22 protein-coding genes and 1 pseudogene are annotated in these 23,568 nt (G+C 38.3%); 4 read left to right on the top strand and 19 right to left on the bottom strand.

The genetic code is table 11. The features are described from left to right. Positions 1 to 51: 51 nt before the first annotated feature. Entirely contained in the window at positions 52 to 603 is a 552-nt protein-coding gene (locus ACQKL0_RS09745) for an NADPH-dependent FMN reductase (RefSeq protein ID WP_427687235.1), read from the top strand. 187 nt (positions 604 to 790) lie between these two features. Here ACQKL0_RS09745 and ACQKL0_RS09740 read toward each other — a convergent pair whose 3' ends face one another. The 4 genes and pseudogenes from ACQKL0_RS09740 to ACQKL0_RS09725 all read right to left on the bottom strand — a co-directional run bounded on the left by ACQKL0_RS09740 (position 791) and on the right by ACQKL0_RS09725 (position 4,564). Further along, complete coding sequence (locus tag ACQKL0_RS09740; protein WP_427687233.1) at positions 791 to 1,501, bottom strand: nucleotidyltransferase domain-containing protein; 711 nt, start codon at positions 1,499 to 1,501, stop codon at positions 791 to 793. A gap of 234 nt (positions 1,502 to 1,735) precedes the next feature. Further along, positions 1,736 to 1,984: pseudogene (locus ACQKL0_RS09735) on the bottom strand (hypothetical protein). Between the two features lie 209 nt (positions 1,985 to 2,193). After that, entirely contained in the window at positions 2,194 to 3,171 is a 978-nt protein-coding gene (locus ACQKL0_RS09730; RefSeq protein ID WP_427687231.1) for a bile acid:sodium symporter family protein, read from the bottom strand. Positions 3,172 to 3,175: 4 nt separating this feature from the next. Further along, a complete protein-coding gene (locus tag ACQKL0_RS09725) occupies positions 3,176 to 4,564 on the bottom strand; it encodes an FAD-binding oxidoreductase (RefSeq protein WP_427687230.1) in 1,389 nt (462 codons plus the stop codon). 401 nt (positions 4,565 to 4,965) lie between these two features. Between ACQKL0_RS09725 and ACQKL0_RS09720 the strand changes: the two genes are divergently transcribed. After that, on the top strand, positions 4,966 to 5,718 hold the full coding sequence (locus ACQKL0_RS09720) for a FadR/GntR family transcriptional regulator (protein WP_427687228.1): 753 nt from the start codon (positions 4,966 to 4,968) through the stop codon (positions 5,716 to 5,718). An 85-nt stretch (positions 5,719 to 5,803) separates the two neighbouring features. Here the strand turns inward: ACQKL0_RS09720 and ACQKL0_RS09715 are convergent, their stop codons facing one another. After that, positions 5,804 to 6,100: a hypothetical protein gene (locus tag ACQKL0_RS09715; protein WP_402959426.1), complete on the bottom strand. Its 297-nt coding sequence runs from the start codon at positions 6,098 to 6,100 to the stop codon at positions 5,804 to 5,806. Positions 6,101 to 6,442: 342 nt separating this feature from the next. On the opposite strand from ACQKL0_RS09715, the gene ACQKL0_RS09710 reads away from it, so the two are divergent. Next, positions 6,443 to 6,661, top strand: a complete 219-nt coding sequence (locus ACQKL0_RS09710) for a Parvovirus coat protein VP1-like protein (protein WP_427687226.1) — start codon at positions 6,443 to 6,445, stop codon at positions 6,659 to 6,661. A 318-nt stretch (positions 6,662 to 6,979) separates the two neighbouring features. Here the strand turns inward: ACQKL0_RS09710 and ACQKL0_RS09705 are convergent, their stop codons facing one another. From ACQKL0_RS09705 to ACQKL0_RS09660, 10 genes are all read right to left on the bottom strand, one after another. Then, on the bottom strand, positions 6,980 to 7,450 hold the full coding sequence (locus ACQKL0_RS09705; RefSeq protein ID WP_402872986.1) for a hypothetical protein: 471 nt from the start codon (positions 7,448 to 7,450) through the stop codon (positions 6,980 to 6,982). 47 nt (positions 7,451 to 7,497) lie between these two features. Beyond that, positions 7,498 to 7,980: a (2Fe-2S)-binding protein gene (locus ACQKL0_RS09700; RefSeq protein WP_402872989.1), complete on the bottom strand. Its 483-nt coding sequence runs from the start codon at positions 7,978 to 7,980 to the stop codon at positions 7,498 to 7,500. Next, a complete protein-coding gene (locus tag ACQKL0_RS09695; protein WP_427687224.1) occupies positions 7,973 to 8,815 on the bottom strand; it encodes an FAD binding domain-containing protein in 843 nt (280 codons plus the stop codon). The genes ACQKL0_RS09700 and ACQKL0_RS09695 overlap by 8 nt, the downstream gene beginning before the upstream one ends. After that, on the bottom strand, positions 8,815 to 11,139 hold the full coding sequence (locus tag ACQKL0_RS09690; protein ID WP_402872995.1) for a xanthine dehydrogenase family protein molybdopterin-binding subunit: 2,325 nt from the start codon (positions 11,137 to 11,139) through the stop codon (positions 8,815 to 8,817). The genes ACQKL0_RS09695 and ACQKL0_RS09690 overlap by 1 nt, the downstream gene beginning before the upstream one ends. 13 nt (positions 11,140 to 11,152) lie before the next feature. Beyond that, positions 11,153 to 11,758 (bottom strand): nucleotidyltransferase family protein, encoded by a 606-nt coding sequence (locus ACQKL0_RS09685; RefSeq protein ID WP_402872998.1) that lies wholly within the window; start codon positions 11,756 to 11,758, stop codon positions 11,153 to 11,155. Then, positions 11,755 to 12,708, bottom strand: coding sequence for an XdhC family protein (locus tag ACQKL0_RS09680; protein ID WP_403080074.1), 954 nt, complete (start codon positions 12,706 to 12,708; stop codon positions 11,755 to 11,757). The genes ACQKL0_RS09685 and ACQKL0_RS09680 overlap by 4 nt, the downstream gene beginning before the upstream one ends. 259 nt (positions 12,709 to 12,967) lie before the next feature. Beyond that, entirely contained in the window at positions 12,968 to 13,414 is a 447-nt protein-coding gene (locus tag ACQKL0_RS09675; protein ID WP_402873001.1) for a HEAT repeat domain-containing protein, read from the bottom strand. A 273-nt stretch (positions 13,415 to 13,687) separates the two neighbouring features. Further along, a complete protein-coding gene (locus ACQKL0_RS09670; RefSeq protein WP_403122831.1) occupies positions 13,688 to 15,418 on the bottom strand; it encodes a glycine betaine ABC transporter substrate-binding protein in 1,731 nt (576 codons plus the stop codon). Then, positions 15,415 to 16,626 (bottom strand): quaternary amine ABC transporter ATP-binding protein, encoded by a 1,212-nt coding sequence (locus ACQKL0_RS09665; RefSeq protein ID WP_402873005.1) that lies wholly within the window; start codon positions 16,624 to 16,626, stop codon positions 15,415 to 15,417. Before ACQKL0_RS09665 ends, ACQKL0_RS09670 begins: the two co-directional genes overlap by 4 nt. Positions 16,627 to 16,880: 254 nt before the next feature. Continuing rightward, a complete protein-coding gene (locus ACQKL0_RS09660) occupies positions 16,881 to 18,020 on the bottom strand; it encodes a glycerate kinase (RefSeq protein WP_427687221.1) in 1,140 nt (379 codons plus the stop codon). Between the two features lie 203 nt (positions 18,021 to 18,223). Between ACQKL0_RS09660 and ACQKL0_RS09655 the strand changes: the two genes are divergently transcribed. Next, positions 18,224 to 19,828, top strand: a complete 1,605-nt coding sequence (locus ACQKL0_RS09655; protein WP_402873010.1) for an FMN-binding glutamate synthase family protein — start codon at positions 18,224 to 18,226, stop codon at positions 19,826 to 19,828. Positions 19,829 to 19,905: 77 nt separating this feature from the next. On the opposite strand, the gene ACQKL0_RS09650 is transcribed toward ACQKL0_RS09655, so the two are convergent. From ACQKL0_RS09650 to ACQKL0_RS09635, 4 genes are all read right to left on the bottom strand, one after another. Further along, on the bottom strand, positions 19,906 to 21,141 hold the full coding sequence (locus tag ACQKL0_RS09650; RefSeq protein WP_427687218.1) for an MFS transporter: 1,236 nt from the start codon (positions 21,139 to 21,141) through the stop codon (positions 19,906 to 19,908). A gap of 172 nt (positions 21,142 to 21,313) precedes the next feature. Further along, positions 21,314 to 21,586: a hypothetical protein gene (locus ACQKL0_RS09645; protein ID WP_427687216.1), complete on the bottom strand. Its 273-nt coding sequence runs from the start codon at positions 21,584 to 21,586 to the stop codon at positions 21,314 to 21,316. Between the two features lie 177 nt (positions 21,587 to 21,763). Continuing rightward, entirely contained in the window at positions 21,764 to 22,702 is a 939-nt protein-coding gene (locus ACQKL0_RS09640) for an MBL fold metallo-hydrolase (RefSeq protein ID WP_402873018.1), read from the bottom strand. 188 nt (positions 22,703 to 22,890) lie between these two features. Beyond that, complete coding sequence (locus tag ACQKL0_RS09635) at positions 22,891 to 23,484, bottom strand: branched-chain amino acid aminotransferase (protein ID WP_427687214.1); 594 nt, start codon at positions 23,482 to 23,484, stop codon at positions 22,891 to 22,893. Positions 23,485 to 23,568 lie beyond the last annotated feature (84 nt).

The following is a 23,568-nucleotide window of genomic DNA, read 5'->3' as shown; positions in this document are numbered from 1 at the left end:
TTATTTCCATTTATTCGTGCTGTTGATAATGAATATGAGGAGGAATTATGAATGTCTATTAAAGCAGTTAAAATCGGGATTATTTTAGGAAGCACACGTGATGGACGAAACAGTCCACAAGTTGGTGAATGGGTAAAGTCATTAGCAGATAAACAGGAAGATGCTACATTCGAAATAGTTGATATTGTAGATTTTGATTTACCATTCTTCGGTACAACAGCGATGGACGATGAGCGTATCATAAAATGGAATCAAACAGTAGGAACTTATGATGGGTTCATTTTCATCGTGCAAGAGTATAATCACAGTATTACAGGTGCACTGAAAAATGCATTAGACTTAGCACGTGAACCTTGGAATAATAAAGCAGCAGGTATCGTTTCTTATGGGTCAGTAGGTGGAGCACGTGCAGCGGAACATTTACGTGGCATTTTAGGTGAATTAGCGATCGCGGATGTACGTACACACCCAGCACTTTCTGTATTTACAGACTTCGAAGATCGTTTCACATTCAAGCCAGCTGACTTGCACATACCCGTTGTTGAAACAATGCTCAATGAAGTGATTTCTTGGAGTGTTGCTTTAAAAACAGTTCGTGACTAATCAGGTTTTGAAGAAAGCATTTGATGAATTATCTTCCACTTTCCATATTACTTGCTGAGGAAACTGTGTAGCGAGATAATCCAGATTATCCTAATTTATTATAAGCAAAATCATATTAAAAATGCTCTTTAACACGAGAGAAAATCGGAAAAAAAATCCTTTTTTTCTCGTGTTTTAAACGATTGTTTTATTTTTCACCTAAAGAGAAGCCTTCAAATAACCTTCCACCAAAAGGTTTAAGGACTTGTTCAGTTAGGATTACTATCTTATCAATATCATTTGTTTTATAAAACGTGTCAAATGCATCAACGAATTCGTTTGCAACTTCCTTGTCATGATGAACTAAAGAACGAACAACCCATTTTGATGATCCAATCCATTTACGATTACTACGAAGAATGAATTCACTTACTAATTCACCGAGTTTATTTGCAATGAAAATTCGTTCTCCTCTCTTTTGGCAACCGATTAAATCATCTAACGCATCCGTGATAAAATATCGCTTCATATCAATTATTTCTTTTGACCATTCCTCTGGTCCTTGTTCTAATAAGTTTTTTGCTTCCTTTCTGATTTTCGACAACACACCTGTATCTTTTAAAGTCTTTCCTTCGCTTATCATTCTTGGCATACAAGGTCTTGCTTCTTTACAATCACTTTCAAAAAAGAATTGATAAGACGATAAATTATGTGCAAATAGTTCAATATTCCATCCAAATTCAATAAGTGATACACGAAAAGAAGATAAAACTTTATCAAAAATCACTATATCTAAGTCAGATGTTTCAGTTGCTTCTCCACGAACAACACTGCCAGCCAAGATAGCACCCTGACAATTAGGAAAATATTTTTCAATAAACTGAAAGGCCGCTTCTATTGGATCAGGTCTATTTTTCATATTACTTACTCCTTTATTCAACTAAACTACCTTTTTTCCTCTTCTTTGTTATGCAGTGTACCGCTACAAACTTCAAGAAGCTCTCTAATCAAGGAACTTAAGCACGAGACGATCAATTTGAGTAAGAGGGATATGTCAAACTTTATTGATTTCACTATTTTCAACAAAGTAAGTGGAAGTGGCCGACTCGTTATTGAACTAAAGCCCCTATTAGCTCAATAGTGTATTACTTTTTTAGGATTTTCCATTATTCTTTGAATTCACAATACGTTCATTTCCTCTTTTAAAGTTCCCTGTGATCTTTGCCAATATCAGTTGCACTGCTTTTTCATTTTCAGCAATGTTAATCTTTTCTAAAATTTTTTAGGCATCTTTACCTTTTAATAATTTTACTTATTTTCCCTTATAATCGATAAAAACAGTATTATTTTTGGTAACTCTGTAACTAAACCGAGCTTCATCTAATCGTTTTCTATTATCAATATTTCCCGCTTATAAACCTCCCTAATAAACTCCGAATCTACATTCCATTCGAGATACTTTACATATTTCCTTTTATTTAACGATAATATTTTGTTACTGTCGTAAGTATTAATTTAATGATTATCTCTTCTACTATTGGCTTTCTGGACTTTTCAATTTCAGACAAAAAAAGAATCCCATGAAGAATGGGATTCTTAAATCATTCACATTTATGCCTTCGTCTCCACTGGCTGCACCGGTATTTCCTCGATTCCTTTATTACCAGCAGACTTTTTTGACCAGTATGTTGCAAGAATGGGACCGGATATATTATGCCAAGCAGCCGCCAGAACGCTTGGGAGCGCTGCTAACGGTCCGAAATGGGCAGTTGCAAGGGCAACACCTAATCCTGAGTTCTGCATGCCCACTTCAATCGATATCGCCCTTCTATTCACTTCGTCAAGTCCTGACATTTTTGCTGCAAAGTAACCTAAAAGAAGTCCGAATCCATTGTGAAGCATAACTGCCGTGAAAATAAAGAACCCAGATGTAGCAATACTGGAGGCATTTCCTGAAACTACTGCGCTGACAATAGTGATAATGGCTACAACGGATATAAGCGGTAACACGGTTAAGCTTTTCTCTACTATAACAGGGAAAAACTTTTTAATGATCAGACCTAAAACAATGGGAAGAATGATGACTTGAACGATGGACATGAACATGGATGAAAAATTAACCGGCATCCATTGGCCTGCCAGTAACAGCAGAAGCAAAGGTGTCATAATTGGAGCCAGTAAGGTTGATACCGAAGTCATAGCTATGGACAAGGGAACATTCCCTTTTGCTAGATATACCATAACGTTCGAGGCGGTCCCGCCCGGTACACAGCCAAGTAACACCAAACCTGCAGCTAATTCAGCTGGCAAATTCATGATCTTTGCAATAAAGAAAGCGACAAGTGGCATGATGATAAACTGTGCGCAAACGCCAATGATTACAGGCAGAGGTTTTGTAATGATGATTTTAAAATCAACTGCCTTCAACGTAAGTCCCATTCCGAACATGACAACGCCTAGCAAAATCGTGATATATCCCCCAAGACCCAAAAATGGTTCAGGAAACATAAAAGCAATGACGGAGATTAAAATTACCCAAACAGCAAAATATTTTCCGGCTAACGCACTGAGTGTTTCTAGAACTTTCATCTCATCACTCTCCTTCTTGCATGAATATTTTGCGTGGATTCAATAGATTTTCAGGATCAAGGGCTTTTTTTATTTTTTCCATCACCAAGAGTGACTCTCCATGTTCCTGTTTCTGATATTTTTGTTTACCGACCCCTACCCCATGTTCTCCGGTGCATGTTCCGTTGCGATCTAGAGCATATAGAACAATTTGTTCATTTAACTGTTTAGCTCTTTCAACCTCTTCTTGATTTTCGTTATCGATCATTAAGAGGATATGATAGTTACCATCCCCTACATGGCCAACGATTCCTCCGGTCAGAGCTAATGAATCCACCGTTTCCCTAGCGTGCTGAATGGCTCCAGATAACTCCGATATAGGCAGGCAGACGTCCGTTACCATCAGTTTTTTTCCGGGATGGCCGTGAATATAAGCATAGGCAAGATTATGACGAGCCTCCCATAGGCGGTTCCTAGCAGCATTATCCGTTTCGAATTCAATATCGAGACAATTATGTTCTGCTACTATTTCTTTTGTGAAGGCTACATCTTGTTTCAACCCAGCTTCATTCCCATGAAACTCCAAAAATAGCGTAGGGCCTTCGTTGTAGCTTGTATCGCTATGGAGATTTACCTGTTTCATGGAAGGCTCATCCACTAGCTCTACCCTTGCGATTGGAATGCCAGACTGTAATATGGATACTACGCCCTCAACTGCATCATTCAATGAAGGAAAGGATGCTCTTGCCGCCATAATATGTTCAGGAATCCCGTAAACTCTAAGGGTTAATTCAGTAAAACATCCAAGGGTCCCCTCAGAACCAACGAATAGGCCGTTTAGATGATAACCTGATGATGATTTGGCAGCCAAATTACCGGTATGTATAATTGAACCATCCGCAAGAACCACTTCAAGATCACGGACCTGGTCACGCATCACGCCATATTTAACTGATGTAGTTCCACTAGCATTGGTAGCAGTCATTCCTCCTAGGGTAGCATCTGCTCCCGGATCGACGGAAAAGAATAAACCGTATTTTTTCAATTCTTTGTTCAGTTGAGAACGAGTCACGCCAGGCTGCACCTTTACAAGAAAATCATCACCACGTACTTCCAATACTTTATTCATTAGTGAAAAGTCAATGGTGATACCATGTTGATATGGGATGACATGCCCTTCTAAGCTAGATCCCAATCCAAAAGGAACCACTGGAATCTTATGCATATTAGCCACCTTTACAACTTCGCTCACTTGCTTCGTCGTTTCTGGAAACACAACAATATCCGGAAGGCTTGTAGCATGATAGGATTCATCTCTGCCATGCAATTCTCTTACTGTCTGATTTTCGGTTACTTGACTTTCCGATAGCACTTCTTTTAAAGCGTTTACCAAATCTATGCTAGTTGCTTCCATCCCCATCTCCCACTTTCTACTTAAATATTTGATTATAATAAAAGTAAACGATTTCATAAATGAATGATTTGTCAAATTCATTATGAACCTTTATGATTGGTCCAACCAATTTTCATTATACTAAATATTTTGATTTTTTCAATAACTTTTCATTTCCTTGAAATGAATGCTAATAACACACATTTTTATTGTAGATTAGTAGGTTCCAACAATATCACCATCTATGAAATCTTTTTTTATTTTAAAATAAAGGTGGGATATTCTTAACATTGGTCTAACCAATGTAAAACTCGTATTTATTATGTAAAGTGTAAATAACATTCCGCTTATCCGCTTGCTACAATGAGAAATGCTTGTTAAAATGAGTCCACTTATAGTGGGATAAGGATGTGTAATGAGTAATGGATTCTATACCAGTTAAATCGCCAAAAGTATACGAAATAATCTTCAATCAAATTAAAGAATCTTTTATTACTGGGGAACTCAAACCTGGTGATAAATTACCCTCTGAGCGGGATCTATCCATACGTTTTAAGGTGAGTCGAACTTCAATCAGAGAAGCTCTTCGGGTATTGGAGATTAACGGAGTCATAGAGGTAAGACCAGGCGATGGGAGATTTATAAGACATTCTGAAGTTCAGTCACTGATCAATCAGTTATCTACCACCATCACTGATGCTGAGAATGATATGGTTTATGAAATGCTCGAAGTTCGTAGAGTAATTGAAACGGAGTGTGCATTTTTAGCTGCACAGAAAGCGACCTCGCTAGATTTACAAAAAATGCTTAAGGCTTTAGAAGATATGGCGAATTCAGAACACGATGAGGAATTGGGTTTACAAGCAGATCTGTTATTTCATAATAGCATTGCACAAGCTACAAACAATTCCATATTTGCAGGACTGGTACATACCCTTAGTGGTCAAATGAAAGAAACGATTCAAGCGACTAGACAGCACCGTTTTTCAAAACCAGGTCACTTTCAAGAAACCCTTCAAGAACATAAAGATATCTATATTTCTATCGCATTAAAAGATGCCGACAAAGCCAAGCACCTAATGGATGTCCATATTAAACGTATTAGAGAACAAATGGCCACAGCTACACTTGATAGCATTGGAGATAACGGAGAAAATAAGCTTCCAATTGTTTAAAAGAATCGGAAAGGAAATATTTTGTATTATCGTCCCCATTTTCGCTTCCCACTTCATTTCATACAGTTATTGGAAGATTAGCTATCTACTTTTTTTGTTTAATTTTGGAACCGGAAATATCAATTTCATTATATTTACTCTTATAATATACTTTGTCCCCTTTATAATAGATGTTCTTTTGTTCAGTAGTCATCACGTTACCATCAGGCAATTCAATTATTAACATTTGATCACTTTCATTTGAACTTCCCCCAGCTGGAACGAAAGTATTCTTCTTATTGGCTACCTGATTCCATGTGCCGAGAAAAAGGATAAGAGTAAAGATTGCTATGGCTATATATAAAGTCCATTGACGCTTTTTTAATCTATCACTTCTGTTCAATTTAGTTCTCCTTTAGTAAGTTTTTCATAAGTCACAAAATAATGTACTCCTTAAAAGGAACGAGTTCAAGAGAAAGGGTTTGGAACTTATAACCAACCTCCGAAAGAGGAAGCTATTACCCTTTTAAAACCTCATAGTATCAGTAATCAAACGATATCTATCCATATAGAATAACGTTTTGAAAATAGGATAGCGTGCTTTGTCTTCATTTCATTTTCTCATTTCTAAAGCCAATGCCCTTTTCCTATATATTTTATGACAGTCTGCAAAAAGCCCTACCGCTTCCAGGTATTCCTACATAAAGTATTATAGCTAATCCCTCTTAGGAAAGAAGGCGGTATTTTGAACAGAAGTAAACGATTAAATCGAGGTTTTTGTGTACCAGGGTATAGATGGTGTGGTCCGAGTTGTTCGGGACCTGGTGCACCTACTAACGCGGTCGATTCGTGCTGCAAATCACATGATATTTGTTATGAAAAATATGGACCTTCAGAACACTGTGATCGAATCTTCCAGAATTGTCTTCGTCCATACATGAATACACGTAACAAAATGGGCTAGAAATAATGCTCTCTAATCAGGAACTCTGGTTAAGCAGAGCTGTATTTAGTGGATACCTTCTGATCACGTGTCTGTCACTTAATTGCTCTTCCATTGAAGAGTCCAATATTACCTGTCACTTTGGTCCATGAAGTGTATGAAATAAGAAAGGTAAAGCCATTTGATATGCTTTACCTCTAAATGTCTATAAAATGATGACAATTCCTTTTTGTAGTTTATTGGTCCGTGGTTTTTTGTTGAGTGAAGAAAAAAATGAAAAAAATTATAGGAAGAGCTATTAGAAATACATTGTACCTCGAATTTTTTACGGTAGGTATATCAGTTAATGACATTATACTCATTCCCTCTTAATTTAGTTACCATTTCTGGAGGAACGTTGTAATGTTTACTTACGATTTTATTAAAAAAGTCATAATCTTCAAAAGGCAGTGCAGGGACAACTTCCGGGTAACCAAAAATGGGGCCCGAAACATTAATGGAGAAGTCACCGGATGAAACGAATGTGCCAGTAACATGTATGACGTTATTGATGAGTAATATAGCTAAAATAATATCAAGTATATCGATGAAAAGATTTCCCACTTCCTCATGATTCTTTCCCTCTAAACGATGCCCTCCAAAAAGTGGCCCACCTAAAGAGAGGCTAAATCTACCCGGTCTTACAAACACGCCAATAATTGTGATTTGTCCGGTCAATAATAGGATGGCTGTCGTAATTTCAATACTACGCTGAAAGGAGTGAATTATTGTTAAATTGGTATCCTTCTCACAGGATTCATTCAATATCATCACTCCCCATGTAGGCATTTTATTCAGGTAAACAGAAATCTGTCACTTCATTCAATGAATTTTATATTGTGTATGGCTGAATGTATCGCTTCTTCAATTTCTTTGTACCCGGTGCATCGACAAATATTAGAAGAAAGCCATGTTTTGATTTTCTCAGGGGTTGGGTCGTCGTCATTAAGAAGTAAAGCCGTAGCATTCATGATAAATCCAGGTGTACAGTACCCGCATTGAAAAGCAAAATGCTCAACGAATGCCTGTTGTATGGGGGTTTTGTGAAGACCTTCAATAGTAATGATTTCTGTATCATTGGCTTCAATCGCTAATACTAAACATGATTTCATTGGCTGTTTACCCATGATTACCGTGCATGCCCCGCAATCACCATTTAAGCATCCTGGCTTGGCTCCCGTGAATCCTATTTTTCGCAATACATCTAGTAATAGATCTGAGGCCAGTATCTCTCTCTCGTACCTCTCCTGATTAATTTTTAAGCGAATTGTTGTATTTTGATTCCCCAAATTCCTATTCATATTCTTCATCACCCAACTTAGACAAAATAGAAGTTAGCGTATTTTCCAATACAAATAGTCGATATTCATTAGATCCTTCAATGTCATTTAAAATTGAATTAGGCAAGTATTCAAAAGATGCCAAAACTCGGTCTTTATAGGATAAATTCTGGTCATTGAGGGTTTCTTCCATTGGGATCGAACGAAAGGGAAATGGACAAACTCCGCTAAATGCAAAACGTACATAACCGTCTTTTTTTAGGGAGGCCACAGTTAAAAGTGGATATCCCGTATCCCATTGTTTCCGTTTCTTAATACTCAGATGGGGAGCAGGAAGATACTCTTTTTCTGTAAGGATTTGCACTAGAAATTCACCTTCTTCCAGTTGTAATTCTTTATGAAAAACTTTGCTTAATAATAATTTTCTTATTCCTTTAGGTCCTGCAATAATTACAGCACTATCCGCTAATAAGAATGGCAGAACAGACTCCCTATAAAAAATGTTCCCACATATATTCCCACCAATGGTAATCTTATTTCTTGAAGTATAATCTGCAACTTCCTTTGAAGTCTTCGTTAATAAAGGGAAAAGCATTTTCTCTTCAAAAGCGCTTAGGCTCACTGTAGAACCAATAATGAGTTCATTATTTTGGAATTCAAATATATTACATTCGTAAATCCCTTTTAAATCAATAATAGCATCGGCATATACAAGATTCAGTCGTCCTAATGTTATAATCTCTGTTCCTCCACCATAGTACAAAGGAGTCTTCCCTAGACCTTTTAATGTTTGAAAAAGGTCTAGAGCTTCTTGTATGGATTCTGGTTTATAATAATCAAAATGGAAGGGTAACATCAGTGATGCCTCCCTTCTTTCTTCCCTTCCCAAATTAGTTCGGGAAGTAAGGGTAAGTGATTTAAAGGTATACCCGCAGCAAGGGATAAACAGTTACCTAATGCAGCTGGCATTCCTAACAGGCCATGTTCACCGAGACCTCTTGCCCCATATGGTGCTTCTAGATGCGGTGTCTCTAAAAACTCACAAATGTATTCGGGATTTTCACCATATCTTAAGGGTCGGTACGTCCGGAATTGCGGGTTAAGGACCCTGCCTGCATGGTCGAAATAGAACGTTTCACGACCAGCAAAGGCTAAGCCCATACTCATTGCCCCCATTATTTGACCTTCTGCCGTTTTTTGGTTCAGCACTTTCCCTGCATCGATGACGGATATGGCTCTTACTACCTTATAGGTATATTCATGGGTATCATATTCTACTTCCACCCCTTGTACGCCTACTGTCCATTCAGGTCCTGGGTTCCCTGCTCCCGTTTCGGAATCTAATTTGGAAATATGGGGAGTTATATAATGTCCTCTACCGATGATTTGTCCTCCAATGGCATTTCCGTTTGGATAAGTATATCCATAAACTAGCTCCTTGAAAGGAATGCGTATTGTTGGATCACCCTTGAGATATACAATTTCCTGACCGATTTCAATGTCTTCCAGGGGAACTCCTAATACAACCGAAGCAAGTTTCTTGATTTGAAAGATAGCATCTTCAGCAGCTTGGATCGCTGCTCTTCCAGCCATGAACGTTCCACGACTAGCGACCGTCTTCCAATGCTCAGGAGTACTTAGCGTATGGACTCCCATCTGAACATTCACACGATCGACTTCTATCTTCAATTTATCTGATACAATTTGTGCCAACACCGTTTTCGTACCTGTGCCGATTTCCACTACTCCTGATATAAGGTTAACACTCCCATCAGGATTGAATGTTAAAATCACACCGGACCCTGCGTTTGTATCAATGGTGGAATTTTTCCATACGCAAGCTATCCCCTTCGCCAATACTGTTTTGTCACTTTTTCTAATGAACTGTCCTTCTTCCCAATTCATTTTTTTCTTGAGGACATGTATACATTCAGGAAGATTCCCTACGGTACTTGAATTCAACGTAACTTGAGTTGGAGTAGAATGTCCAGGAAGTATCGCATTCCGTTCACGAAGTTCAAGTGGATCCATGCCAAGTTTTTTTGAAAGAGAATCCATGGTCCTCTCAAAAGCAAACAAAACCTCTGCATGGGCAAACCCTCGATATGGAGAGGCGTATGGATGATTTGTATACATACAAAAAGAATCACACCAAACATTTTCAATGTGGTAGGGTCCCGTGCAATCCACTGCTCCAGCACGACTAAGGTCTGTAGCCTTGTCAGCATACGCTCCCCCATCCCAGAGATAAGTCAATTCAGCTACCTTAAGGACCCCAGACTGTGTGCATCCCAGTTTCACTGTTGCATCTAAACCTATATGGCAAGGGGATGTAATAATATCCTCTTCACGACTATTTTCCACCTTAACCAACTTTCCACCGACCGCTTTAGAAGCGATATAGGCTAATAGCTCAAGTTGTACTGAGGCTTTACCGCCGAATCCCCCTCCAACCAAAGGAGTGTTTACGACGACTTTTCCGATTTCAACGCCAAAGTAATCGCTTATCAGCCGCTTGATCATGAAAGGAGCTTGCGAAGAAGAAGTGATAAAGACTTTTTGATCTGCATGTATTTCTGCCAATGAACATCTTGTTTCCATAGCAACATGATCAGAAGGAGAAAAGGAAAACTTTTCTTCAACGATTATATCGCTCTCTTGCCATCCAATTTCTTTATCACCTTTTCGGATTTTCGAATGATTTGCTATATTCGTACCTGGTTCAGGATATACCTCGGATATTTTTGTATATGTACCTAAATGGGAATGGAGTAGAGGGGATGAAGGGTCTATGCTTTCAGTCGGAGAATTGACAACAGGCAAAGGTTCATAAACAACTTTTACCTGGTCAGCAGCCATTCTTGCTTGTTTAGGCGTGTCCGCGACTACAAGTGCGACAACTTCACCGTGATAACGGACTTTGTCTTGAGCTATGGGATAACGATCTCTAATCTCTTCTCCTGTTAGCGGTAAATTTCCACCTGTTATGATTGCACGGACCCCACCGATTTTTTCAGCTTTCGATATATCAATCTTTCTAATTAGTGCATGAGCATAAGGACTGATTACCTTTTTAACGGAAAGGATATTTGCATGATGATGATCTCCTGTATACCTGGCTTGACCGGTCACCTTATCCCACGCATCTTTACGAATCACACCTTTTCCAATGATATCCATAGAAATCCCCTCATTATCTGTTTGATTCTACGTGTTTTTTCCAAAACAAGTACTCTTTCATACAATCAATGTCAGTAAACAGTTGTTCGTCATTAAAGGGTAAAAGAATTCCTTGCTCCATTTGCTCCTTCAATATCTTTTTTGCACCTTGATCTCCTGTTAAGTGAAGTATCTTGGAAAAAAGCTGGTTATCTAAAAGAATGGGTGGCTGGATAATATCAAGAAAACTAGAGGCAACAAAGGAGGTCGTAGGTTTTTGTTTATATATTTTAATGAGTTGATTTATCATATCTGTCGTAATAAAAGGTTGATCGGCAAGTAAAATGATGACTGCATCCGAATGTAAGATGTTCGCTTGTTCTATACCGACTTTAAGTGAGTGAGATTGTCCCGCATTAGATTTGGTAACTTCTACTTCCATTACTTTTTGGGTGCATAATCCAGATAAGTCTAGTCGATTTTGGTGTTGAGAAATGAGGATAATATCATCCAGATTTGAATCGAGGGCCTTTTCTAAACCCCATCTACCTATTTCTTTATTACCTAATGTTAAGGTTAATTTATTTGTTCCCATACGATAACTATTACCAGCAGCCAAGTATATACCGGAAATTCTCATTGACCGGTCTTCCTTGTTTTTATTTGAATTAGTTCAGCTATGATACTTACTGCAATCTCATATGGTCCTACAGCTCCGATCGATAAACCAATGGGTGCATGTATATTCTTAGGAATTTCATCATCAAATAGACTTGCCGTTCGCTTTCTTGAACCTAAAATGCCTAAATAGAATAATGACTCATCTTTAACAAAAGAAAGGATTTCCTTATCTCTTTTAAAGTTATGGGTCATTATAATGACATAATCGTCTTTTTTGAAGGAAATTTGTTTCTCGATTTCTTTTGGGAAGCCAATTATATACTTATCCGCTTCAGGTATATTATGTTCGTTACAAAGTGATTCTCTCCAATCACAAACTGTAACCGAGAATCCGGTTTGGGAAGCTAAAGAAACAACTGGATGTGCATCTGCTCCAGCACCAAAGATAATTAATCGAGGTTTTGGCGAGAACTTTTGAGTAAATACATAATTGGATGTTTGACTATATCTAAGCGATTCGTCTTTGAATGAATCTTCTGGTGAAAAATAGGATTCTGATAAGTTCCATTCATTACTTAGTACTCTTTGATAAATGCTATCCTTACCCTTGGTGATTGTGTCGTTGATACATAAAAGATTTTCTTTTAACTTATGATCTACATATTCAAGTAAAATATATAAGATTCCATTACAACCTGTAGATACTCCCCAATCCAAATCTTCATTATTTTCCATGTTATAGACGACGGTTTCCGCTTTTTTACTTTCAAATATTCTTTGAGAATGATGCAATAAATCGGTTTCCAAACAACCAGCACTAATAATGCCTGTGAATGTGCCATCTTTTTTTATGAGCATCGAGGTACCTTCACGCAAGTATGCCGAACCCTCCACCTGAATAATTGTTGCTAAGACACACTCCATAGAAGTGTTTTGCACTTCTTCCAAGATTTCGAATAGTTGATTCATGATCCTCCCCCGGTCATGTATGAATTCAAATAGGGTATTACTATCATTATGTTGAGTTATGAAAAAAATGAATCTTAGTGGAGAAAGTAGGATTACTTCTTTTTATGATTCGATTTACAAGCTCTAGGAGGTTAGGCCTTTCAATGGTTTATGAATGTTTAGAATATGTGACGAGATGCATAATCAAACTAATATGTATGCATAAGAAAAAGGAGCAAAATGATTGCTCCTTTTCTCTATGCTATGAAACTAAATCGAATTACTTTTTCGATAACCCTTCCCAGGTAGACTGAAGCCACTTATCGAAGTCGGCTCCCTTTTCGCCTTCGTAGGCATCATATATATCAATTCTCATCTTTTTGAACTTCTCTTTGAACTCGTTATACGCATGGCCTTCAGGCAAGCTCTTTTTAATTCTTACCAAGACTTTGGTTACCCCTTTAAACAATTCACCTTTTTTCTTTGCAGGTAACTGGACATCTTCGCCTAAACCTTTTAATTGACGGTAGGCTGCCTCTTGTACTTTATATACAGCATCGTTATTCATAATATGTGTTAGAATATCAATTACTTGTTGGTTTTTCAGCTGTCCTAACTCTTCGATAGCATCTAACCGTTCTCTCCAGTTCGCAGTACGGTGTGCCGATTTTTTTAATTCCTCATAATTTGCTGGTAATTCGATTGCTTTTGCTTCTTTATTATTCAAACGTATCAATTCTCCTTCTGTCTGTATGTAAGAATCAAGTTCTGACTAAATGAAACCATTCTTACATGTGTTACTAAGAATATATATATTCTTATCTATCTAGTATACCCTTTTCTTTATGTTAATATAGGAAAATTTTATAGACTGCCTAAGTAAATGTCCTAATCTGCACAAAAGTATAAACAATATTCACCATTTTGGTTTTGTTACCTTACATTCTGCTTCAAATAGTCTAATGCAAAAAGGGATCCCCAAAATGAGAATCCCTTTTCTTTAGTCATTTAATTCTTCAATAGAATCGATATCCATATAGGTTGGTACCACTAACCCGAGTTTCGTACCTTTCAAGTTTGGCCCAAGATCTACAATATCTTCTTTGTATTCTTCGTAATATTCAGCTGAAGTGGTTGGTAGCCAGGCGGCAACCATAGCATCAGCGCTACCATTTGCGATTCCTGCGAACATAGGACCTATCTCTACTTGCTGTAAAGTAACCTTGAACCCTTGTTGTTCCAGAACCTTTCCAATTACATGGGTGCTAGCGATTTCTGATTCCCATGCTACGTAAACTAGACTGATACTTTCTCCATTTCCTTTTTGTGCCCCGTCTGTCCACTCTGCTACTTGTTTTGGATGTGCCGCTATCCATTTTTCTGCAGCTTCTTCGGGTTCGATTCCAGTTGCTGTATCTGCCATCACTTCTTCCATATCACTCGATTTCCAGAAGAATTGATCCAGTACGGTATGGGCTCCTTTCGCATCCTTTTCAAGGCCTTTTCTAGTAATGGTATGAATGTCTTCATCTTTACCATAGGAGTTTTTGGGGTCTTCAAGATATTTCAAGTCGAATGATTGAAACATCCAGTGCGGGGTCCAGCCAGTTACAATGATGGGTTCTTTATTGCCATAAGCTTTTTTCAATTCCGCGGTCATGGCAGCTGATGATCCTTCAACAAGGGTCCAATCATCCAGGTTATAATCTTCCATAGCCTTTTTGGTGGATTTCATGATTCCTGCTCCTGGGTCAATACCGATAATTTCATAATCGGTCAGACTGCCTACACTACCTGAATTCTCCTCGGAAGGGTTCTCTCCTTGTAAAGAAGCAAAAATACAGGCACCTAGAAACAAGACACCAAAAACTGAGAAGACGATTCGTTTACTCAAAAAATTCGTATAGGCAGGATTTCGTAGGTTTTGTGTAATTCGGTCTAGGATAACGGCGATTATGACAATAGACAAACCCGCTTCAAACCCTTGTCCTACTTTGATCTGAGCTACAGCACGATAAACTTCTGCACCTAGACCTGGTGCTCCTACCAAGGAAGCTATAACAACCATGGAGAGAGCTAACATAATGCTTTGATTAATGCCGGCAAAAATGGTTGGCGCAGCCAATGGTAATTGAACTTTGAGTAATTTTTGATTATTTGTTGAACCGAACGCATCAGAAGCTTCAATTAATTCTTTCGGAACTTCCTGTATGCCAAGATTGGTTAAGCGAATTGTCGGTGCAACTGCAAAGATAATCGAAGCGAAAATACCAGGAACAACCCCAATTCCAAAAAATAAGATGGCTGGAATCAAATATACGAAAGCTGGCATTGTCTGCATGAAATCCAGAGTTGGAATGATGATTTTTCTCGCAGTAGGACTTTGGGCAGCCCAAATCCCTATCGGAATACCAATCGCAATCGTTAAGATCGCCGATGAAAGAACGAGGGCCAAAGTTTGGACACTAGCTTCCCAATAACCCAGATTATCGATTAACAGGAGGGCTAATACTGTAAAAAGGCCTAACTTCCATTTACTCGTATAGGCAACTAAAAGCGTCAAAAATATAATTAAAACCAGTGGTGGCCCTATACTCAAAGCATCAACAAGGATATTTAAAATCCCTTCGATTAATCGTGTTAGAAAAGAGAATAAACCAGCGAATGTGATGGTGATCCAATCAACGATTTTATCAACCCAATTGCCTAATGGGATTCTTGTGATATTCATGTATTCACTTCCATCTCGTTCAAGGAATCTTTATTACCAGCCAAAGCACCAATGACGGCTCCACGGATAATGACTCCTTTCAATCTTTTCTCTTCATCGACTACAGATATCGGAAGTGTTGAAGTGGACATCACATCTAGTATTTCAATGAGTAATTGGTCTTCCTTAGCTAGCGGTATATCAGTTGTCATGACCTCTGATATAGGTTGATGGCTGTCTATAGCTTTAAGGGCCTGCTCAGCTGTAATGGCGCCCAATAACCTTAGCCTTCGATCTACTACAAAGATACTTGAATATCCTTGCTTCCGCATAATTTCCAATGCAACCCTTGGACCACGGTCCACACTGATTTTCTCTGCTCTTTTCATAACATGGGAAGCGGTTAATACCTTCGATAAATCTACATCTTCAACGAATTTCTCAACGTATTCATTTGCAGGGTTCATCATGATCTGTTCAGGTGTCCCGAGCTGGATGACGCTTCCATCCTTCATCAATGCGATTCTATCACCAATCCGTAAAGCTTCATCCAAATCATGTGTGATGAAAATGATGGTTTTCTTAAATTGGTCTTGTATCTCAAGTAATTCATCTTGCATATCTTTTCGAATTAGCGGGTCAAGCGCACTGAATGCTTCATCCATTAAGATGATATCAGTATGGCTAGCAAGTGCCCGGGCTAAGCCGACACGTTGCTGCATCCCACCGCTCAATTGGGAGGGTACCTGATTTTCATACCCTTTTAGTCCCACAACCTCTAGGGATTGCATCGCCCTTTTTTCTCGTTCTTCTACCGGCACTTTTTGTATTTCTAATCCAAACTCGGTGTTTTCCAAGATCGTTTTATGAGGGAATAAAGCAAAGTTTTGAAACACCATACTAATTTTTTTTCGTCTAACTTCCCTTAAACGAGAAGCATTCATTTTAACAATGTCTTCATTATTGATGAGGATTTCTCCCCTAGTAGGTGAAATTAAACGATTGAACATTCGAATTAAGGTGGACTTCCCGCTTCCAGATAGCCCCATGATCACGAAGATTTCACCCGGATAGATTTCGAAGTTCACTTTATTGACACCAACTGTTTGACCAGTTTCTTTTAAAATTTCCTTTTTGGATTTCCCTTTCTCCAATAAATCGATGGCTGCTTTTGGAGACTTACCGAAGATCTTTGATACATTCCTAACCGTTACAATTGGTTCTTCCATCAACTCACCTCTTCATTCATCATGTGTTCTTAACGAGTTATGTATAGAATGTGCTTCCAAACCAAATACATTCGTATGCAACTAAGTATGTACAATCATCCCATCGAGGATTCAGGAACTTTTTAGACCCACCGGATGTGAAAAGGAATGTTCTATAAGGCTATGTTCTTATCTGGCATACGATAAAAAAACACAGCAAGTACACTGTGTTTAAGAAATTTCCACTATATTTTCTCAATCCCTCATGTTAATAATTACTGTCCAGAAGAAGCAATAAAGGTACGCAGAACTTGTTCAGTCAGCATCTCTAACAGTTCAGCTCCACGTTCCATAGCTTCTTGTAGTGACATAGGTTCGTTGACAAGGCTATGCACACTTGTAAATCCATGTTGATATAAAGCATCAACTCCTTTGCCTATTGAGCCTGCTAGGGCAAATACAGGGATTCTTAGTTTCTTCGCTTCTTCAGCCACTCCCATTGGCGTCTTCCCTGATGTCGTTTGAACATCGATTTGTCCCTCTCCAGTAAAAACACATTGTGCTCCCGATAACTTTTCTATAAGACTTGAATATTCCATGACGATATCGACGCCTCTTCTCGTTTTAGAAGGAAAGAAAGCTTGAAAGGCACCACCAATCCCACCCGCTGCACCAGCCCCTGCTTTATGGTGTAATTGGACACCTGTCTTGATTTCCACCAGATCCGCCCAGGTCGATAAAGCCTCTTCCAACATTTCAACCATGTCTGGGGTTGCCCCTTTTTGCGGACCGAATACTTTAGTTGCCCCATCGGCTCCAATCAACGGATTTTGGACATCTGTAGCAATGATGAATTCACATTCAGCTATTCTTGGATCGAAATCATGCATCTCAATCGCTGTAATGCGTGATAGTTCCGCTCCTCCATATCCGATTTCTACCCCTTCTTTATCTAAAACCTTCAGCCCTAACGCTTGGAGCATACCGACACCAGCATCATTTGTGGCGCTACCACCGATGGCTAATATGAATTTTCGATACCCGTCATTTAGCGCTTGATGAATAAGCTCACCCGTTCCATAAGTCGTCGCAATTAAAGGATTCAGCTTATTGGGTTCAACTAGACATAAACCGGATGCAGAAGCCATTTCGACTACACAGGTTTCTTCATCTCCTAAAACCCCATAGGCAGCTTGTACTTTGTTTAATAGTGGTCCATTTACTAGTACGTCAACTCTTTGACCATGTGTCGCAGCTATTAGACTTTCCATCGTTCCCTCACCGCCATCAGCCATGGGGACTACTACTGTTTCTGCCGCAGGCAAAACCCTTTTAACGCCACGCTCCATTGCCTGTGCCACCTCAGGGGCCGTCAAACTTCCTTTAAAGGAATCTGGTGCAAGAACGATTTTCATAATTCCATCTCCTTCCTAAGCGGTTTATATATACAGTTAATTATAAACTTAATAGACGGATTATTCCTTCTTCTATTGAATCACGCAGTAAACGGGGACCATGAGGAAAAAATGAAGCGCATGTGCCCCCATTGGATAATTGTATAAATGCAGGAAGGACCGCGTAGATTAAACGATATAGTTCTGCATATAGGAGGGGTAAAATGGATGTCATAGCCAATCTTTTGATTATCTTGGGATTCGCTCTTGTCTTTATCATTATAATTATGGCTGTCCTGATGTTGATTTACATGATTTTCTTTGACCGAAACCAGAAGCATCATGCAATACTTAGAAACTATCCCGTACTCGGAAGGGTTCGCTATTTCTTGGAAAAAATCGGACCAGAAATGCGGCAATATTGGTTTAACAGTGATAATGAAGGGAAACCTTTTTCCCGTGATGAATACGAGCATATGGTTAAAGGTTCTAAATATTTAAGAGATGTGGTAGGGTTTGGTTCAAAACGTGATTTTGATGAGGAAGGTCTTTTTGTTCGAAATAGTATGTTCCCAAAACTAGCCGAAGAAGAGAAATACGATAGGGAAACAAAAGTGAAAACCAAAAGGTATATCCTCCTAAAAGATCCTCTCTTTTCGCAAAGAGAGGAAAAATGGGAAGATGAAGAATCACTTGCCTTTTTATTGCACGACAATGATACGGTAGTTATAGGCCCAAACGTAAAATACCCATTTAAATTAAAAGGTCTTATCGGAATGTCTGCGATGAGCTATGGATCTCTGGGTAAGAATGCTATTACAGCTTTGTCTGAAGGGTTAGGCATGGCTAAAGGTACTTGGATGAACACGGGTGAAGGTGGTTTGTCTCCTTATCATTTAGAAGGTGGAGTGGATATCATCATGCAAATCGGCCCCGCAATGTTTGGCGTACGGGATAAGTTTGGTGAGATGGATTGGGATGAACTGAAAAGGAAAAGCGAAATTCCACAAATCAAGGCATTTGAAATAAAATTAGCTCAAGGAGCTAAAACTCGCGGAGGACATATCGATGCAGAAAAGGTAAATCCTGAAATTGCCGAAATACGAAAAGTTGAGCCTTATAAATCGATAGATAGCCCGAATCGTTTTCATCAATTTAGTGATGTAGGTACTTTATGTGAATTCATTGAAAAAATCAGGAATCATACAGGGATACCAGTAGGAATCAAGATGGTCATCGGGGGAAATGATAGTGTCGAGGAATTGGCTAAATATATGAAAGATACTGGAAAAGGGCCTGATTTCATTTCATTGGATGGTGGGGAAGGCGGTACGGGAGCTTCATATCAGGAATTGATTGATAGCGTAGGATTGCCTATTAAATCGGCGTTACCCATTCTTGTATCAACCCTTGAGAAATATGGAGTAAGGAATCAGGTTAAAATCATTGCCTCAGGAAAATTATTCACCCCGGATCGGATAGCAATTGCTTTAGCCATGGGAGCTGATTTGGTCAATATTGCCCGGGGATTCATGATAGCGATTGGTTGTATACAGACAATGAAATGTCAATCCAACGCATGTCCAGTCGGAGTAGCGACAACTGACCCAGACTTGCAAAAGGCACTGGTCATTGACGAAAAGAAGTACCGGGTCGTTAACTTTCTTGTCACTTTACGAAAAGGTCTTTTTCGTATATCGGCTGCTGCTGGTTTAGATTCACCTGTCGATTTTCAACCAAAGCATATTAGCTATAAAGATGAAAAAGGCATCGTAACTTCATTGGAAAATATCATGCACGAAGTAAAAGAAAAAATAGCCACACAATAACGTCTACTCCTACACTTTATTTTCATAAAAGAAAAGGGCCTCCCGACGAGAGACCCTTTTCATATATATATCAAGAATTAGGCATTTAAACGAAAATCCACTTTTTCCTCTTCAGGTTTCTTGTTCTTGTCTACCAACTGACCATGGCGATAATAGACATACACCGCAGAAATAAAACCTATTATTGAGAGAAAAGCATCGAAAATGAATATGATAGATATATTCCCACTTTTTGACATAATCCCTGTGATAAGCGGCATGACAATAGATGCCAATCCTGCAGCGGTTGCAACAAACCCTGTAACGGTCCCTTTTTTCTCCCAAAAGAATTCAGTCATAATTGTAATGGCTAATTGGAAAACGCCTGCAGTTGAAAGGCCTATAAAAAAGGCTGTAATGGACACGATGATAGGTATCTTAACTAAAAGGATTGTCAAAATAGAAACAAAGGTAATAATCGGATAAACCATGATGACGGTAATGGGTTGTAAAAATTTCTTTAGTAATACAGATAGAACCAAAACGGAAAGGAGAGCACCCAAACTATAATAACTTAATAGTTTTATTGAATTGGCCATACTCATGCCTACCGCTTCCTGTCCATATGATGGAAGCCATATTTGGGAAACGGTGAACAAGCCAGTCGATGTAAACCCAATTAAAATAAGGGCAAATCCCTCTTTCCTCAACACCGGTTTCCCTTTGAACTTGCTCTTCTTTGTATTATTCTCGGAAATGCTGGTATTACCTTTTGGGTTACTCGGGAAAGATACAGTAAATAAAAATAGCATATTGATTAAATAAATAGCAGCAGGTATAAAGAAGGCGTATCCGTAAAACATATCATGATCTGAGATAAATAGAATCATGAAAGGAAGAAGGAATGCTCCTGCAGACATAAAGGCTTTAACTAAAACACTAGCAGAGCCAGCCGAATTAGGGAAAATCTCGATCAGACCCGGATATGAACCAGCATCCATCGATGAATTGGCAACACCTGCGAGTATTGCAAAAACAAAAGCCAATTGATAATTCGGGGACAGGGGAATCCCGATTAGAAAAATGCCCATACCGAATGCAGAGGCATAGACTAGCGGTTTCCGCCCGATTTTATCTGATAAATAACCAGTATAGGCATATGTAAGCAATTTCCCTACTCCGATAGCAGCAATAATATAACTAATACCAGCACTATCCGTATCCCATTGCTCCGATAAATAAGACATATTCGATGCCAGCATGATATTCACCATACCAAGCAAGAAATAATTCATATAAACTCCTGTTGCGGTATTCAAATGCCTGTTCTTCATTCTCAAAACTCCCAACTAATTAGTGACAGAGAATCAACTTTAAATTTTCTGAATAATATAATTATATAACACTTTCCATCATATTACGATACCCCGTCATGTAAATAACGCCATATATTCATATTTTTAATGAGTATGAATAATCTCCATCTCTTAGTGCTGTCCTATTTTCCTAACTTAAAGAATTATACGTATCGATCAGCAGATTAAGTTGTTTAATATCATGTCTTCCTCTGATTCCTCTGCAAAGATCCGCCATTTTTTGTAATACGATTATTTGTTGTTCATATTTAAAAGCTTTATTATTGCTCTCCACTCTACTAGTCTTTTTATCGACATTCGAAATTATTAATCCTAAAAGCCGATTTTTAATTTTCATTTGATTAGTAAGCTCTTTAACGAAATGTTCTTTCTTCGCTTTATCCCAAAATAATACTTTGTCCACGGAGTACCCTCTTCCTTTCACTTGATTATTAGTATAAACTTCGAAACAAAAAAAGAATAATGGTAAATCTCAACTTCAATTGTAAGATTAAAATGGGATAGGACAATGTTGGCAGTTTTTTAATATTGAATATATTGGGTCAAAACGTTAAAAAAGCTCATAAAATGAGCTTAATCATTAAATCGATTGGTAATACCAAATCCCATCTCTTTTATATTTTCGGCATTTTCCTTCGGAATGGAGATACTCTAGGTGAGCCAATGTCTCCCCAATTGCAAACCGAGATTCGTGAGTCGATAGGTGTTTGAACAGAATCTTACAAGCAGCTTGTATAGTTGTCGGTTCTTTCATATTTTCATAGGCTACATGTAACCGTTCTTGGTGATGATCTAATAATTCCGTAATTCTTTTATTTGCGTCTTTGAATGGCTTTCCATGTGAAGGAATCACATAGTCTACATGTAACTTCTGAATTTTCTTTAAAGAAGTAAAAAAAGCCTCCAACGGATTGCTGATTCCTTGAAACCAATAAGATATGTTTGGAGAGATTCTCGGCAATATATGGTCAGTAGAAAAAAGAATGCTGTTTTCCTTATTGTATAAAGTAATTAACCCGTCTGAATGTCCTGGTGTAAAAATCACCTCATACTCTAGCTTGCCAAATAAAATCTTCATTCCTTCCTCAAGATGATGGTTAACCGTGGGATAGGGCTTTACCTTTGGAATAAAGCTGCTTTCATCACTAGATAAGGCTTGGGCTAAATCCTCTTCCATACCGCATGATTCATAATTAGATTTCAGGAAATCGAGTGTTTCAGGTTCCCAATAGGTAGTGCCTGCTTTTTCATCCACTTCCGTCATCCACACATCAGCACCTGTTAACCGTTGTAAATGACCTGCATACCCAAAGTGGTCGGGATGATAATGAGTAAGGATAATATCCCCTATTTCATGTTTTTCGATTATCGGTTTCCATATATCACGTGCTGTTTGGTTGTTTAATCCTGCATCGATAATTGTCCACCCATTCGCTCCTTCGGCTAAAAAACAATGCACGTGATCTAACCTAAAAGGCAATGGAATCGTCACTTGTGTAACTCCCAATTCATTCAGCAAATATAATTACGCTCCTTCTAATTCCGGATTTTTTATATTAAATAAAAAGAGTACTAAATAAAATTTCAATGTTATTTACTAATTCGGCACTTTTTCAATAGTTCCTTTAATTTGGTTATGACAAACAAAAAGAAAAGGATGCACATGAATGACCCCCATCATTGTTTGATGGGGGTCATTCACCTATTTTATTGTTCTTCTTCGATTGTTTCATTGAGGTTAAAGAGAAAATGGTAAGTTAGTTGGAACGCCTCGCCTAACGTCATCTCATCCTTAAATCCTTGTACAGCATTCAAGGCAAAATTAACGTCCCATAGCCCGTCACCTTGGTTAAATATCATGCTGAATGTCCCAATATCTCCTTGAAGTTCTTGATTGAAATATGCTTTAAGCGCGTCTCCCATTTTTTTCTGGAATTTCAACCCGAACATGGCATTATAAGTGCCGAATACATCATCTACTTCCAAAGAAAGTGCCTCAACTCCAATTAAATCAAACCAAGATGATTCAAAGTAAAGGAATTCATTTTTATTCGTTTTTAAGTATTCAAGAGGCTGAGTTAGAAATGCAGTGGTTTCTTCCTTAATCAATTCTTCGGTTTCTTTATCACTGAGTTCGATATACGCATCAGTAAAGCGGGCTGTGCTATCGATATCTACTATAGTTATATCATCAGCGAGTAACTGATGCTTTTTTACATATGCCTTTTCTTCTGTATATAACTCAATCGTATCTCCATTCAAAGTCTTCGATATGTATGTTTCCATTTGTTTTCTTAACATCGGTATTCGTCCTCCTAATATCTTTTCAAGCCTTTTCCTCTTAATCATAGCATAACTTATAGAGATAAAATAACTGTGTGAATA

This window comes from Peribacillus sp. NPDC097264 (assembly GCF_050277925.1).
Taxonomy (GTDB): domain Bacteria; phylum Bacillota; class Bacilli; order Bacillales; family DSM-1321; genus Peribacillus.
Note: the sequence above shows the minus strand (reverse complement) of the source record. Positions and strands in the feature narration are given on the sequence as shown.

Coding starts and splice junctions, on each gene's coding strand:
- ACQKL0_RS09745 (WP_427687235.1), top strand. CDS start 52: ATGTCTATTAAAGCAGTTAAAATCGGGATTATTTTAGGAAGCACACGT.
- ACQKL0_RS09740 (WP_427687233.1), bottom strand. CDS start 1,501: ATGAAAAATAGACCTGATCCAATAGAAGCGGCCTTTCAGTTTATTGAA.
- ACQKL0_RS09730 (WP_427687231.1), bottom strand. CDS start 3,171: ATGAAAGTTCTAGAAACACTCAGTGCGTTAGCCGGAAAATATTTTGCT.
- ACQKL0_RS09725 (WP_427687230.1), bottom strand. CDS start 4,564: ATGGAAGCAACTAGCATAGATTTGGTAAACGCTTTAAAAGAAGTGCTA.
- ACQKL0_RS09720 (WP_427687228.1), top strand. CDS start 4,966: ATGGATTCTATACCAGTTAAATCGCCAAAAGTATACGAAATAATCTTC.
- ACQKL0_RS09705 (WP_402872986.1), bottom strand. CDS start 7,450: ATGATATTGAATGAATCCTGTGAGAAGGATACCAATTTAACAATAATT.
- ACQKL0_RS09700 (WP_402872989.1), bottom strand. CDS start 7,980: ATGAATAGGAATTTGGGGAATCAAAATACAACAATTCGCTTAAAAATT.
- ACQKL0_RS09695 (WP_427687224.1), bottom strand. CDS start 8,815: ATGTTACCCTTCCATTTTGATTATTATAAACCAGAATCCATACAAGAA.
- ACQKL0_RS09690 (WP_402872995.1), bottom strand. CDS start 11,139: ATGGATATCATTGGAAAAGGTGTGATTCGTAAAGATGCGTGGGATAAG.
- ACQKL0_RS09685 (WP_402872998.1), bottom strand. CDS start 11,758: ATGAGAATTTCCGGTATATACTTGGCTGCTGGTAATAGTTATCGTATG.
- ACQKL0_RS09680 (WP_403080074.1), bottom strand. CDS start 12,708: ATGAATCAACTATTCGAAATCTTGGAAGAAGTGCAAAACACTTCTATG.
- ACQKL0_RS09670 (WP_403122831.1), bottom strand. CDS start 15,418: ATGAATATCACAAGAATCCCATTAGGCAATTGGGTTGATAAAATCGTT.
- ACQKL0_RS09665 (WP_402873005.1), bottom strand. CDS start 16,626: ATGGAAGAACCAATTGTAACGGTTAGGAATGTATCAAAGATCTTCGGT.
- ACQKL0_RS09660 (WP_427687221.1), bottom strand. CDS start 18,020: ATGAAAATCGTTCTTGCACCAGATTCCTTTAAAGGAAGTTTGACGGCC.
- ACQKL0_RS09655 (WP_402873010.1), top strand. CDS start 18,224: ATGGATGTCATAGCCAATCTTTTGATTATCTTGGGATTCGCTCTTGTC.
- ACQKL0_RS09650 (WP_427687218.1), bottom strand. CDS start 21,141: ATGAAGAACAGGCATTTGAATACCGCAACAGGAGTTTATATGAATTAT.
- ACQKL0_RS09635 (WP_427687214.1), bottom strand. CDS start 23,484: ATGTTAAGAAAACAAATGGAAACATACATATCGAAGACTTTGAATGGA.